The organism is Pseudoalteromonas sp. T1lg22, assembly GCF_002964645.1.
In the GTDB taxonomy this organism is placed as follows: Bacteria; Pseudomonadota; Gammaproteobacteria; order Enterobacterales; family Alteromonadaceae; genus Pseudoalteromonas.
In genome coordinates this window covers 35,345-49,250 of record NZ_PQBY01000013.1, presented here as the reverse complement: position 1 = coordinate 49,250, position 13,906 = coordinate 35,345, and the positions used below count along the sequence as shown (strand labels likewise).

The following is a 13,906-nucleotide window of genomic DNA, read 5'->3' as shown; positions in this document are numbered from 1 at the left end:
GTTGTACAAAAGTGTACAAAGAGTTGTTGGTGATGGGTGTTGTTAATGTGGTTGAATCGGGCTGTTAAAAAATTTCGGCTGGTTCGAAATTACAACTTAATTACTTACTAAGTTAGGGTCCATCATGAAAAAAACAACCATCGCAACAGCGGTTGGTGTGGCACTGTTTAGCGCTACATCTTTGTATGCCGCCGTTAATGCTAATGACCATTCGGTCAGCGCGGAGAATAAACTTAAAGCACCTAGCCTTACCCTTGAAGGCGTTCAAGCACTACAACAAGAACTAAATACTCAAGGCTTGAACAGTGCCGATGTACAAGGCGTAAACGTACAACTAAACGCGCATGGAAGTAAGTTTGTTAAGGAAAACATCGAAGGTGAACATATCTACATCGTGCGTCTGCGCGATGCGTCTGTTGCCGTTGCCGCACAGGATCCCAATTCAGCGCTAACGCGTTCAATCGGTGACAACACGGGCAAACTATTCGAGCGTGGTCAACCGACTTCTAAAGCGGTAATCACTTATGAGCGTCAATTGCGTTCTAAGCAACAAAGCGTGATGCAGGAAGTGACGGCAGTAACCGGCCGCACCGAAATGCGTCGTCAATTCACCAAAGCTATCAACGGCTTCTCGGTGAAAATGACAGAACAGGAAGCGGCGCGCATTGCTAACTTGGGCAGCGTTGCCTCGGTTATGCGTTCTAAACATTACGATTTACTTTCAGATCAAGGCCCTAAGCAAATTGCTGCGGATCAGGTTTGGTCTGGCATGGCTTCTCCTACGGGAGTAAAGCACAAGGGGGAAGGTCAAATCATCGGTATTATCGATACCGGTATTAACTCAGACCACCCTTCATTCGCTGATGTCGGCGGTGACGGCTATGACCACACCAACCCGTGGGGCGCAGGCCAATACGTGGGTGACTGTGTTGAAGATGCTGAGCACATTCAGTGTAATGACAAGCTGATCGGCGTACGTTCATACGACATCATCACAGATTCATTTTCTGCGATGATCCCAGGCTGGCCAGCCATTGGTGAAGACTATCAGGGTCACGGTTCACACGTAGCCTCTACCGCAGCGGGTAACGTTGTAAAAGACGTACCTTACATGATGGCTGGTACAGGTGAGAACCAAGATGGTGTTGTACTTGCTGAGGCGTTATTCCCTGAAATTTCGGGTGTGGCCCCGCACGCCAACATCATTTCTTATCAAGTCTGTCACTCATCAAACGAAAGTGGTTACCGCGGTTGTCCCGGTGAAGCACTGGTAGCGGGAATCGAAGACGCGATTTCTGATGGCGTTGATGTTATCAACTTCTCAATCGGTGGTGCCGACTCAAACGTATGGGCAGACCCAGTTCAACTAGCCTTCCTATCAGCGCGTGAAGCGGGTATCAACGTTGCCGCGGCAGCGGGTAACTCGGGCACAGGCGTCTGTGGTGGCTCTGAGTGTCTGGGTTACCTTGATAACTCGTCACCTTGGTTGGCTCAGGTAGCGGCAACGACACATGGTCGTACCGTGGCTATCGATACCGCCGTTGAATACGCTGGCTTTATCGACCCAGCACTGGGCTCGGAAGTACCTAAATGGGCGGATATGGGCCTTGTTGGTGGCTCAATCAACAACGAAGAAGTAACAGGTGTAGTAGTTTGGGCGAAAGACTACGAAGACGTTAACGGTGTTAAAGACTCTAACGGCTACTGTGAGTCGGAATACCCGGCTGGTACTTTTGACTTCTTCAAAGACGGCACAGCTATCCCTGGTGCGGCAGACGGCTCTACGGACGTTATCGTAATCTGTCAGCGTCACGATCCACAAGATCCAAATGCTAATGCCCGTACCGCCAAGGTGGATAATGTAAAAGCCGGCGGTGCCGATGCCTTCATTATGTTCAACCGCAATCGCGACCAGGGCACAGTGCCTGAAGGCTACTCATTGCCTGGTGTGCACTTTACCTACAATCAGTGGAATGGTGTTTATCCAGATGATGGCCTGGAAGACTGGGTAGATAGCTCAACTGAAATGGGCCATATGATCACCATTAAACCAACGGTTATCGAGCGCCGCATAAACGAAGAAGATGCCGATTGGCTGGCTAACTTCTCGTCTCGTGGTCCTTCATACTCGAACGTTGAAATCCTCGCGCCTACACTTGCTGCTCCGGGTGTAGATATCTATGCCGCAGCATCGGATGAACATCCGTTTGTATCAACACCTTTCGGTCAAGATTATACCTTGATGAGTGGTACGTCGATGGCTTCTCCTCATGTAGCCGGTGCCATGGCCTTGATCCGTCAGGCAAACCCAGAGTGGACGGCGGCCGAGGTACAATCGGCGCTGATGATGACAACTGACAACGAAGTACAATACTGGCGTCTAAACCAAGAAGGCAGCGAGTCTGACAAAGCACAGATCTACCGTGCCGGTACCGGTCGTATTAACGTTGCCAATGCGGTTAAATCAGGCCTTATCATGGATGAGTCTGCTGATAACTTCCTTGCAGCCGACCCATACAATGGTGGTACACCACATCAGCTGAACATGCCTAACCTGGTTGACTTCTCCTGTGCTCCTGAGTGTCAGTGGGTACGTACGGTTAAAGCAACTAAAGACGGTACCTGGACGGTTAGCCACGAAGACGTAGTGAACTGGGCGTTTGATATGCGCTCGCAAGCCGCTCAAAATGGTGTGAACATTGAAATCATCCCAGAGACCTTCTCGCTGAAAGCCGGTGAAACGCAAACTATCATAGTAAAAGCCTCGGTCATGGATACCCAGGATTGGTTCTCAAACTCAGAAGTTGAGCTGCACACCAACCTTATCTTCCTGGCTCAGGAAGAAGGTATTCCAGATGCGCATTGGCCAATGGCATTTAAATATGACCGTGGTGAATTGCCTTCGCGCCTAAGTGCGGTAGCGCATGCGAATAACGACACCTATGTGGCTAAAGGCATCACCATGCCACTTGTTGATAGCCCGGTTGCCCGTGCTTACAAGCCGGTAAAAGCGGATGTTAAAACCATTACTTTGCCGAAAGATGATGACCGTACATTCCCTTGGGCAATGAACCGTACAACGGTTCCTGCAGAGGAAGACATTATTGATGAAGCAGTGCATACAGGTTTTGTGACCGTTGCTGCGAATTCGAAGCGCTTGATTGTTGAAACCTTAGGCGTGGTCGAGTCTGAGCTTGAAGGGACATTGAACATCGGTAACCCACTTATTTATGTGGGTAAAGACTACAATGGTGATGGTCAAATCCAGCCACAAGACGAGATTTTGTGTGTATCTAGCCACATTAGTTATGCCAACTTCTGTAATATCAATAACCCTGAAGAAGGTGAATATTGGTATATGGTTTACAACAGCAACAAATCTGGACAAGCTGGTGTTGAAGAAACCTTTAAATATGCGGTAGCCGTCGTTAGTGATGAAGTTGACGGTTCAATCACAGCGTCATTACCGGCGAGCGACGGTATCAACAAGGTAGATATGAATATCGCCTGGAACATGGACATGGAGCTAGATGATGTATTCTACAGTACCATCGATGTAGGTACGTCTGAAGCCAATGCCGGTAACCTAGGTTCTATCCCATTTAAGCTAGATCGTGGCGTAGACCGTGTTCACTTAGATGTGCCGCAGACTAAAGCTAATATCGGGGATAAAGTACCCTTTACCTTCGAAGTGTTGCCAAACAACACGGGTATGGATCGTGAGTTTACCTTCACAGCCGATATTCCAGAAGGCCTGAATATTAGTGAGCAAAATGTTTTGAGTTCACGCGGTGATGTGAATATCGAAGTAGCAGATGGCAAACTGATTATCACTGGTACTCAAGAAGATACGCGTGACGTAGCGCCTGATTACATTGTGACTAACAACATCACAGACGAGTTCTGTCGTACACCGAACTTCGGTAATTCAAACCCGGGCGGGTACGTTGACCTTTCACGATTCGGTTTAACACCCATCCTGTCAGGCTTTGATGAGAGCAACACCATCACCTATGACCGTGGTTATTCAATTCCAGTGAATACCTTGTTCAATGGTGTTAACGAAGTAAGTCTGTACAACAATGCCGAAGCGAAGAATGTTGAATTTGGCACTATGGCGATTCATGGTAACGGTAAGCTTAGTTTCGGCCCAGTAAGACACTTTAACCCGATTGTCACTAAGTTCCCGTATGACAGCTTCCCATACGAGGCAATTGGTCCACTTTGGCGTGGCTGGTTCCCAGGCTTCCCGAACGATGTACTAGGCGTTGGTTTAAGTGCACAAGAGGGGATTACCCTAGCGACTACAGGTACCTGGGCCATTGTTGAATGGGATAATGCCTCTGACTACTCTTACATAGGTTATGACCGTGCAACAGGTCAAAACCAGTGGGAGAAAAAGGACAGCTCTTTTGACTTTGAAGTTATCTTTACGCCGCATACTCGCTTCGGCGACAACCAGCACGAAATCTACTTGGCTTATGACAACATTGATTTCGGCTCAACTAATACTCGCGGTAGCATCGGTGTTCAGGGCTATAAAGGTCAAATATACAACCGTGGTCCACTTGAGGGATACCTAGGTCGCTCTATCAATTTCAATGAGGTTGATGAAGTGGTTAAAGACGGCATGGTTATCTGTATGGACTATGTGGGTCCTGAGTCATCACAGTTCGAAGTTACCGCCTGGGCCGATATCACCTCTGCGTCTGCAGGTCGTGATATGGAGTTCACTGCGACTATTGAAGTGGATGGCATGGAAACCATGGTTAAGTCACACACCCTGTCTGTTTCAAGCAATATCACAGTGATTGAGCTGGAAGACATGACTACCAATGAAGGTGAGTCAGTTAGCTTTGATGTGGCATATATTGACGAACTTAACTCAGTGAATGAAGTTATTGTCAGCGGTGACAACATGACTGCCGAAGTGGATGGCGATACCGTGACCATTACTCCTGCGGAAGATTTCTTCGGCGAAATCGAAGTAACGGTAAAAGTTGCTGACGTCGAGAATCCAACGGATGCGGTGAGCACAACCTTCATGCTAACTGTTGTTAATGTAAATGATGCGCCAACATCTGTAGTAGCTCAAACCGCTATCTCGGCGATAGAAGGTGACAGCATTACTTTAGATGCCAGTGCTTCGACGGATATTGATGGTGATGAAATCACATTTGAGTGGGAAGGTCCGGGTACAATTGAGTCTCCAAACTCAGCTGTAACCAATGTGACTGGCCTGAGCGAAGGTGAACATACTTTCACTGTAAGTGTAAGCGATGGCGAATTAGTCACTACAAGCGAAGTAGTAGTCACTGTTGAGAGCGCAAACACAGCACCAACTGCTGAAGTAGCACAAACCACTATCTCAGCAACCGAAGGTAACATGGTGACTTTAGATGCCAGTGCTTCAACGGACGTTGACGGCGATGAAATCACATTTGAGTGGGAAGGTCCGGGTACAATTGAGTCTCCAAACTCGGCTGTAACCAATGTGACTGGCCTGAGCGAAGGTGAGCATACCTTCACTGTAAGTGTAAGCGATGGTGAAATGGTCACGACACGTGAAGTAGTTGTCACTATTACTGCTGAGCAAATCACAGTAGTGCCAGAGCCAGAGAGCAAATCAAGCTCAGGTTCACTAGCCTGGTTATTACTACTTAGCCCACTAGCCTGGTTACGCCGTAAAAAAGCTTAACTAACCCAACCTAGTTAACAGCTTAATGCCGCTTACTCTCTCAGTAAGCGGCATTTTTTATGCCTGTTAAAACCAAAGGGATGCAGTGACCTTTATCCACTGTTTTAATTGGGGTATGTTAAATAAACAACTTTCAAGTGATTAGGCTTGGCTTTATGAAAAAGCAGATTATCTTCTGTATTGCTCCATTATTATTTTCTGCATGTGCTAGCTCGAACAATGTTATGCCCGAGGACTTTATTGCCCTAGGCGAGCTGGACCCCAGCATAGAAATGGATATTCGCTACTTTGGCAGTAACAATTTCGTTGGCATTAAAGTAGAGGGTTATGAGGCGCCTAAGTGCATTTTACAGCGCAATGCAGCTAAGGCGTTGGCGCAAGTACAGCAGACAGCCAAAGCAAAGGGCCTGACTCTTAAGGTGTTTGATTGTTATCGGCCGCAGCGAGCGGTGGATCATTTTGTGCGCTGGGTTGAAGATGATAACGATATTGAAACCAAGGCCGAGTACTATCCGAATTTAGCTAAGGATAAGTTATTGGGAGGCTATATTGCCGCTCAGTCCGGCCACAGTCGTGGCGCCACGGTCGATTTGACCCTGGTGGACAGCAGCAGTGGCAAAGAACTGGATATGGGTTCGCCCTTTGATATGTTCGATACTTTATCGAACACAGACGACCCACGCATTAGTGAGGCGCAGCGAAAAAACCGTTACTTGTTGCGGGATTTAATGATGGCCCAGGGCTTCGCTCCTTACCCCTTGGAATGGTGGCACTTTTCATTGAAACCCCAGCCATATCCCAATACCTATTTTGACTTTGTAGTGCGCTGAACCAGCGCCTTAATTTCCTCGAGCACCATCTCGGGCTCATCCCGTTGCGGAAAATGGTAGCTTTTATCCGTGAGGACGATTTTCCCTTGCGGGAAGGCCAACGCCCAATCTCTGTGCAGTTCGCCCCACATCACTCTGGCCTTATCGGTATAAAATAACAGCGGCGGATTTTCATAGCGCTTAATCGAGGCGATCACCGTTACCGGAATATCGGCTATCTCCGGGTGATCGGGCAAGGGGCGTTTAGCCCAAAAGTCGAGGTACTGATTCGACATACCGTTTTTCATGTCATCACGCTTTACCTCGGCTATTTCCTGCTCCGCCTTGGCTAAATCGATCTGGCGCATAATATCAACATCATGCTCGGACGCCGGCTCGATAAGCATTAGCGCCGCTACTTTTTCTGGATATCGAGCGGTGAAGGTACGGGCAATATAGGCTCCATACGAGTGGGCGATATAAATAACCGGACCATCAATTTTCAGGGCATCAAGCAGTGCCAGCGCCTCATCGGCGTATTCTTCTGAGCTGTAATTTTTGCGCACCGCGGTGGAACCGCCGTTACCAATACGTGAATAGCGCAGGGTACGATACTCGCTGGTAAGCCGGTCATAGATGGGGTTCCAGTCTTCTAGGCCGGCCGAGCCACCGGCCTCGAGCAGCAAGGTGGCTTTAGAGTCGCCTCGCAATTCGTATTCGACCCGATAGTCACCCAAGGCCACATAAGCGACTTTGGCATTGAGGCTAAGGGAGATAAGCAGCAATAGAATGGCACTAAATTTAGTCATCCTGACATCCAAAATTTAATTTTTAACTCTATGTTTTAATTTATTGAAATGTATTCGGGTAAGTGAGGAAGGTAAATCAAGGCGGCCTATAGGCCACCTTGGGGTCGAGATTGCTCAGGGCTCTGGTTTATCCAGATACACTTGCTGATAGGCATCTTTCACCGCTAAGTCGGTGATCGCCTTGGCAATACCACGGCGCAGGCCGGTACGCCAGCGGTCAATATGGCGCTGCTCAACTTCGCAAGGTGGCTTTTTACAGTCATTGTTAACGCTTGAAATGGCCTCAAACCAAATCTTTTCGCTGTTGTAATGGATATTGACGCGCAGCACGTAGCCCTTGTAGTCCAGCTCCGCCTCGATTGTGTCCGGCGTTTGGTTAACACTGCGCCATTGATATTGGTTCATGCCCAGTTTGATCACCTTGGCGGGTTCGGTGACATAGGGTTGCAATAACAATGGATCGTCATACATGGTAAATGATTGATTTGTTTCTGCGTGAACCTGACCAACTAAGGTGCAGCTCAGGGTGGCAGTGAGCAATAACGACGACAAGGTGCTTTTTATATTTTTCATGCTTTAGACTCCCTGCAAGGCGATTTTCAACTGCTTGACCAGCGAGCGGTTGTATTTGTAATAGTTTCTATGGGTTTTGTAGCAATAATCGCCGACCAGTTTTTCACATTGGTAATCGTTTAGGCCACCTGCATATTTGATTTGTACCGCTTCGCCGTTGTATTCAATGCGATGAAAAATGGTGTGGCCCTTGTAATCCCAGCGCGCCAGAATATAGCCGTCGCCTTCTTGCTCCAGTAGCCAGGCAACGCCCTTGGTTTTTTGCATGCCTTGGAGAATAGCCAAACGCGCCTTAGCGGCATCGCCACTGGGGTTAGGGATCAGATCATAGACGCCGCGCATCTTAGATTCGGATGCCATGCCTCGTCCTTGTTTTTGATATTCGAATGGTTCAGGGGCAGCGCTTAACGTGGTGCTTAACAAAGCCGCCGATAGGCCCAGTGCCATTGCCGCAAGTTGATGTCGCATAAGAAGTCCTTTGTTCTTGTTATATCTAAGGTTAGGGAATGTTTAACTCGATATAGTTAAAACTAAGTTTAAACCTGAACATTAATGTAACACATTGATATCAGATTCATAATAAACACCAAGCAAAGTCGGTAACAAGGGCTCGGCAATGGGGGTTATGAACTTGTTGGGTGAAAATTGTACAAAAAAATGTCGTAAACCTTAGGTGATCTCGTCCCCTTGTGTTAGGATGCTCGCGTCTGATGAGTTCTACCCAGATTCGATTTTGCTTTTGTACTTCAGTTCTTCGTGTGTTCTACCCAGTTAGTGTTCCACCCGAATTTATGCAGCGTAAGCCACTCGTGTTAGCTAGTACTTAGTTCGGCAATTCTGATGTTGCAACGCAACACATTATTTAATTTAAATATTTTGGAGACACTATGTCTAAAACAACTGGTACAGTTAAATGGTTCGACGAAGCAAAAGGCTTTGGTTTTATTACTCCTACTGATGGCGGCAAAGACGTGTTTGTACACTTCCGTGCTATCGTTGCTGAAGGCGGTTTCCGTACCCTTCAAGAAGGTCAGCAAGTTGAATTTAACGTTGAAGAAGGCGCTAAAGGCCCTCAAGCTTCTGACGTTACAGCTATCTAATTAGCTGGCATATCCAGGTGGGGCGCCCTCGCTCCACCCGTTTACCTTCCTCTTTACCACTATTTTTACCTCTCGCTTTTTATTAAAGCTTTCTTAAGCTTCATCCCCTAGCTTGCTTTGAGCATAAAAATTGAAATTGCTATAAAAAAGCAATAAAGCCCTTAGTAACCTTACTTACGCCCTTTGTCATCTTCATCTCGATCGTTCTTGAACTGTTAACTCTAAGCCTTGCAGCCCTGTGTATTAGCTCTGTGAGCGGCTATTTTATGTCCGATATTTCAATGGCGCTGGCAAGGCGTTCGAATCCATGTTCACCAATTCAAGATTATGGGTTTGCACATGGGTGATAAGCTCGGGGAAGAAAGCCAAAAAATGGGCTTCAAAGGCATCGAAATGGCGCTCAATATCTTCGATTGCGCCAGTAAAGTCATTGCGAAAACGGATCCTGCTAGCGATCCTATCCAGTGCCAGGGCAACGCCATCGAGTTCGGCATAGGTAGCAAACCAGTCTTGTTCGCACATTTTCCCCACCACATGTTGCATACGCTCGGGCATCAGCTCGGTGCGGGTGTTGAGAAGCTGGTAACTTTGCTGGCAAAAATCGTTAAATTCGTTGCTGGTAAAGTCTTGCCAATGACGGATCAGCAGATGATCAAACAGCACATCCAATGCTACCGGCGCGAAGCGTCGTCGTTGTGGCGAAAATAAGCTAGTTGCGGCACGCACACTGCTGTGCTTATCGGTAAACCTGTCCACCAGTAAATGATTCTCTAAACCTAATTGCACCGCCTTGGGCCATTGTTGATGAACCAGGCCGCGGCGAAAATCACCGAGCAGGTTGCCAAAGTGGGAGTCGGCATTGGGCTGAGCTAAATACAGATGGGCGAGGTAATTCATGGCCACTGATCGCCTTGCTATAAACAGGAGTATGAGTGTAACGCTTTTAAGGCGCTCAGATAAGGGGCGACGCGCAGGGAGATTTTACCATTTTTGAATGTGCGCGGTGAAAGTTAACCGCAATTAGGTTTGCCTCGGGTTTTAAGGCATAAAAAAGGGAGCTAAACGCTCCCTTTTTTGGTTTTAGGCCTGGCCCTTTAGCCACTGCATAAAGCCTTGCATATCGGCGTTATTTGCAAACTCGATATAGCTTTTGCCTTGATGGTGACTAATGGCCATGCGGCGTTTGTTGATAGAAATACCTGCGATCGGCAAGGTAATATCAATACGTTGATTGTTATATAAATAGGACATAATAAAACTCATTTATTGGCGCCGTAGGGCGCATTCAAATTGCCTTATTATCGTCTGGAAAGCGGCGTCAATTGCGCGGCATTGGGGCTAGCTGCTGTTACAAAACGGCCGTACCCGGTTAATCTTTGTCAGACTTTTAAGGCGTTATAAATTTCGGGATGGAACTGACTGGATCAAGGAAAGGCATCACACGCGCACATTTAATATGTGCATTGCTTACTGATTGAGGATGAGCAAGCAATCCGACAATATACCCATGTAAAAAAGATAAAGCAAGCATTTTATTTAGCTGTCGCTACTCAGAGTGCTTTATCGCTCGAAATCAGGCAGGGGATGAACCCTGCCTGTGACGTATAACTAGCGGCTAATAGCCTGGTTATTAATAAACTTGCTGACGTCATCTACCTGCAAGCTCATGCTCTTCTGAGTCGGTGGAAATTCTTTAAAGGTCTCAACAAACTCCGCAATTTGCTTGCCGGCTGGGCCTAAGATCCAGCTGCGATTTTCCGCCCATTCATCATAGCCGCGGGCTTCGTGGAAGCGCTCGAACGGATCGAGTTTGAGGTTAGTGATATAGGGGGAGGTTAACGATTGCTGTGTAGCCCTAAACCAGTGATTCTGCTCTTTAAACAATAACTTCCAATCGCCATGACGTAATCCATGAAACGTTGCTTCAGTAAAGTAGTAGAAGTCTTTACGCTTGGTTTTGCCCTGATTAAGGAGCAAGTCGCTTTGATCATAGCCATCGAGGTGCACCTTGTATTTTCGGCCATTGATTTTTTTACCCTTAAGCAGCTCCTCTTTAAGGTTGCCCTGACCAACCCAGGCCATTAGGGTGGGTAGCCAGTCTTCCATGGTCATAAATTCGCCGGTGCTGACGCCCGCGGGGATTTTACCCGGCCATTTAACAACAAGGGGAACGCGGAAACCGCCTTCCCAGCCGCCTACACCTTTTTCACCATGGAAGGGTTGATTGCCGCCATCGGGCCAGGAATTAGAGGCGGCACCATTGTCGGTCGAGAACATTACTATGGTGTTATCGGCCACCTTTAATTCGTCGAGTAGGTTAAGTAACTCGCCCACATCATCATCCATTTCCATCATGCCATCGGCATAAATGCCGTAACCACTGCGGCCTTCATAATACTCATTAAGGTTGGTGCGATAGTGCATGCGGGTGGTGTTATGCCAGACAAAAAATGGCGTATCGGCTTTGACCGCATCGCGAATAAAGCGTTTGGACTCAACCAGAACTTCTTCATCGATATTACGTTGCCTTTCTTTACCGAAGGGGCCTAAGTCTTTGATTTCTTGCTTGCCATTTGCCAAAGCCTTGGAGTGAGTAACACCGCGCATGGGGGCTAAGCCAACGCGCTCTTGCGTCTCTTTATCTTGTGGGTAGTCATATTGCTCAGCATATTCACCGGCATTGAGGTGATAAAGAATGCCGTAAAACTCATCAAAGCCGTGGTTGGTCGGTAAGTGCTCGTCACGGTCACCCAGGTGATTCTTACCAAACTGACCTGTTGTATAGCCTTGCGCTTTAAGCATAGTCGCTAAACTTGGATCGGATGTTTGTATCCCCTCTTTGGCACCGGGTAAGCCCACAGTACTCAAACCTGTACGGATAGGGTATTGGCCGAGAAGGAACGCAGCGCGACCTGCGGTACAGGAAGCCTGCGCGTAATGATCCATAAACATCATGCCTTCATTAGCGATACGGTCGATATTTGGGGTGGTGCCCCCCATCATGCCGCGGTGGTAGGCGCTGATATTCCACATACCCACATCGTCGCCCCAAATCACCAGAATATTGGGCTTATCTGCTGCAAAACTGGGAATACAGGTTAACAGGCAGGATATAAATACAGCGAAACGTAACATAGCTCTCTCCTTGAAATTATATGAGTCCCCATAAGTTATAGCAGTTCCCGGTATTACAACAAGGACACTGATTATTTTATCTAGCTCATGCCTTGGTATTTGATTTTAATCACAAAAGATGTCCCTTTTTTTGATAAATCATCGTTATTTCTCAACCTTCGTCTATAGTTACTAGGGCTCAAAATTTAATTATCGATGTAGTTTAAAACTTATTTTTATCTTGCTAATAATCAAGGAGAAGTTATGAAATTGCCATTGATAGGTGTAATGGCAGGATTGTTATCGCTGGCGGTAAATGCGAAAGATGATCCTAATGTACTTGCCATTATGGTCGACGATGTTGCGCAACTGTCACTGAGCGCATACTCGCACGGCATGACCTATAACACCCCCAATATCGATCGTATCGCCAATGAAGGCGCGCTGTTTACCGATCACTATGCCCAGCCCAGTTGCACCGCCGGACGTGCGGCCTTTTTAATGGGTCAGTTGCCGGTGCGTACCGGCTTGACCACGGTCGGGCAGCCGGGTAACCCGCTGGGCATTAAAGAAGCGGATCCGACCATGGCCGAGTTTTTGAAAGAGCGAGGCTATATGACGGCGCAGTTTGGTAAAAACCATTTAGGCGATCTGGATGAGCATTTACCCACCCGTCATGGCTTTGATGAGTTCTTCGGTAACCTCTATCACCTCAATGTTTCCGAGGAGCCAGAGCAGGAGGATTACCCCAAGGGCAAAGACTTTAAGAAAAAGTTCGGCCCGCGTGGGGTCATAGAGGCCTATGCCGATGGCCGGATTAAAGATACCGGCCCGCTCACTCGCAAGCGCATGGAAACATTCGATGAAGAGGTGCTCGCTCGCAGCCTGGATTTTATGGAGCGTGCGGTCAAAGCGGATAAGCCCTTCTTTATTTGGCATGCGCCAAGTCGCATGCATGTGTATACCCACCTTAAACCCGAAAGTCGTCATCTGGCCACGCAGATCAGCTCGGAAGAAGATGTGTTTGGCAGTGGTTTAATCGAGCATGATGGCCATGTGGGCCAGCTTTTGGATAAGCTTGATGAGCTTAAGATTGCCGACAACACCATAGTGATCTACACCACGGATAATGGCCCCGAGCAAAGCTCCTGGCCCGATGCCGGTACCACTAAATTCCGCGGTGAGAAAATGACCACCTGGGAAGGCGGTGTGCGTGTGCCCTTTATGGTGCGCTGGCCTAAGGAGATCCCGGCGGGGTTAAAACTCAACGGCATTTCTTCACATGAAGACGTGTTCCCCACCATAGCCGCGGCTGTGGGGGAGAAAAATCTGCGTAAAGCCATGGAAAAGGAATTTAATGTCTATATCGATGGTGAAAATAACCTCGCGTACTGGCGTGGCAAGGTAGAAAAGTCGGCGCGTAACCACTTTTTCTACTATTACGAGTCACAGCTGACCGCGGTACGCGTTGGTCCGTGGAAGATGCACTTTGCCTCTAAACCTGGCGGTCGTTATTATGAAGACCTGGTAACGCATACCATGCCCAAGTTATTTAACCTGCGTAAGGATCCCATGGAGCACTATGACGGGGTCACCGGTTTTCATCAGATCATGAAGAAAAGCTGGGTATTCCAACCGGCCATCGCCTTGTTGACGGAACATATCAAGACCTTTGAAAAGTTCCCGCCACGTCAAGAGTCGGCTTCGCTGAATATTAACGAGGCCATCAGTAAGGCCAAATCGGCATCGACTAACCGCTGATAGTTCATCCTCACTCGGCTGCACTGTGGCCGAGTGAGGTTA

The 13,906-nt window shown here is 47.8% G+C and carries 10 protein-coding genes; 4 read left to right on the top strand and 6 right to left on the bottom strand.

Going from position 1 to position 13,906, the window contains the following annotated elements; translation table 11 throughout:
* The first annotated feature begins 124 nt into the window (after positions 1–124).
* Both C2M24_RS07310 and C2M24_RS07305 read left to right on the top strand, forming a co-directional pair.
* The gene (locus C2M24_RS07310; RefSeq protein WP_105213809.1) at positions 125–5,698 is read left to right on the top strand and encodes a S8 family serine peptidase; all 5,574 of its coding nucleotides are present in this window, start codon (positions 125–127) and stop codon (positions 5,696–5,698) included.
* A 155-nt stretch (positions 5,699–5,853) separates the two neighbouring features.
* On the top strand, positions 5,854–6,528 hold the full coding sequence (locus C2M24_RS07305; protein WP_105213806.1) for a M15 family metallopeptidase: 675 nt from the start codon (positions 5,854–5,856) through the stop codon (positions 6,526–6,528).
* On the opposite strand, the gene C2M24_RS07300 is transcribed toward C2M24_RS07305, so the two are convergent.
* From C2M24_RS07300 to C2M24_RS07290, 3 genes are all read right to left on the bottom strand, one after another.
* The gene (locus C2M24_RS07300) at positions 6,504–7,316 is read right to left on the bottom strand and encodes an alpha/beta fold hydrolase (RefSeq protein WP_105213804.1); all 813 of its coding nucleotides are present in this window, start codon (positions 7,314–7,316) and stop codon (positions 6,504–6,506) included. The genes C2M24_RS07305 and C2M24_RS07300 overlap by 25 nt on opposite strands.
* 114 nt (positions 7,317–7,430) lie before the next feature.
* The gene (locus C2M24_RS07295) at positions 7,431–7,889 is read right to left on the bottom strand and encodes a hypothetical protein (protein WP_105213802.1); all 459 of its coding nucleotides are present in this window, start codon (positions 7,887–7,889) and stop codon (positions 7,431–7,433) included.
* A 3-nt stretch (positions 7,890–7,892) separates the two neighbouring features.
* Positions 7,893–8,357: a hypothetical protein gene (locus C2M24_RS07290; protein WP_199774433.1), complete on the bottom strand. Its 465-nt coding sequence runs from the start codon at positions 8,355–8,357 to the stop codon at positions 7,893–7,895.
* A gap of 419 nt (positions 8,358–8,776) precedes the next feature.
* Here C2M24_RS07290 and cspE point away from each other — a divergent pair, with 419 nt between their 5' ends.
* Positions 8,777–8,989, top strand: a complete 213-nt coding sequence (cspE, locus tag C2M24_RS07285) for a transcription antiterminator/RNA stability regulator CspE (protein WP_105189283.1) — start codon at positions 8,777–8,779, stop codon at positions 8,987–8,989.
* Positions 8,990–9,253: 264 nt separating this feature from the next.
* Here the strand turns inward: cspE and C2M24_RS07280 are convergent, their stop codons facing one another.
* From C2M24_RS07280 to C2M24_RS07270, 3 genes are all read right to left on the bottom strand, one after another.
* Positions 9,254–9,886 (bottom strand): acyl carrier protein phosphodiesterase, encoded by a 633-nt coding sequence (locus tag C2M24_RS07280; RefSeq protein WP_105213800.1) that lies wholly within the window; start codon positions 9,884–9,886, stop codon positions 9,254–9,256.
* 183 nt (positions 9,887–10,069) lie between these two features.
* Positions 10,070–10,240: a hypothetical protein gene (locus C2M24_RS07275; RefSeq protein ID WP_158677988.1), complete on the bottom strand. Its 171-nt coding sequence runs from the start codon at positions 10,238–10,240 to the stop codon at positions 10,070–10,072.
* 357 nt (positions 10,241–10,597) lie between these two features.
* Positions 10,598–12,124, bottom strand: coding sequence for an arylsulfatase (locus tag C2M24_RS07270; protein WP_105213798.1), 1,527 nt, complete (start codon positions 12,122–12,124; stop codon positions 10,598–10,600).
* Positions 12,125–12,367: 243 nt separating this feature from the next.
* Between C2M24_RS07270 and C2M24_RS07265 the strand changes: the two genes are divergently transcribed.
* A complete protein-coding gene (locus C2M24_RS07265) occupies positions 12,368–13,864 on the top strand; it encodes an arylsulfatase (protein ID WP_105213796.1) in 1,497 nt (498 codons plus the stop codon).
* Positions 13,865–13,906: the final 42 nt, after the last annotated feature.

What these genes read in the sequence shown, in the direction of transcription:
- C2M24_RS07310 (WP_105213809.1), top strand. Translation starts at nt 125, where the DNA reads ATGAAAAAAACAACCATCGCAACAGCGGTTGGTGTGGCACTGTTTAGC.
- C2M24_RS07305 (WP_105213806.1), top strand. Translation starts at nt 5,854, where the DNA reads ATGAAAAAGCAGATTATCTTCTGTATTGCTCCATTATTATTTTCTGCA.
- C2M24_RS07300 (WP_105213804.1), bottom strand. Translation starts at nt 7,316, where the DNA reads ATGACTAAATTTAGTGCCATTCTATTGCTGCTTATCTCCCTTAGCCTC.
- C2M24_RS07295 (WP_105213802.1), bottom strand. Translation starts at nt 7,889, where the DNA reads ATGAAAAATATAAAAAGCACCTTGTCGTCGTTATTGCTCACTGCCACC.
- C2M24_RS07290 (WP_199774433.1), bottom strand. Translation starts at nt 8,357, where the DNA reads ATGCGACATCAACTTGCGGCAATGGCACTGGGCCTATCGGCGGCTTTG.
- cspE (WP_105189283.1), top strand. Translation starts at nt 8,777, where the DNA reads ATGTCTAAAACAACTGGTACAGTTAAATGGTTCGACGAAGCAAAAGGC.
- C2M24_RS07280 (WP_105213800.1), bottom strand. Translation starts at nt 9,886, where the DNA reads ATGAATTACCTCGCCCATCTGTATTTAGCTCAGCCCAATGCCGACTCC.
- C2M24_RS07275 (WP_158677988.1), bottom strand. Translation starts at nt 10,240, where the DNA reads ATGTCCTATTTATATAACAATCAACGTATTGATATTACCTTGCCGATC.
- C2M24_RS07270 (WP_105213798.1), bottom strand. Translation starts at nt 12,124, where the DNA reads ATGTTACGTTTCGCTGTATTTATATCCTGCCTGTTAACCTGTATTCCC.
- C2M24_RS07265 (WP_105213796.1), top strand. Translation starts at nt 12,368, where the DNA reads ATGAAATTGCCATTGATAGGTGTAATGGCAGGATTGTTATCGCTGGCG.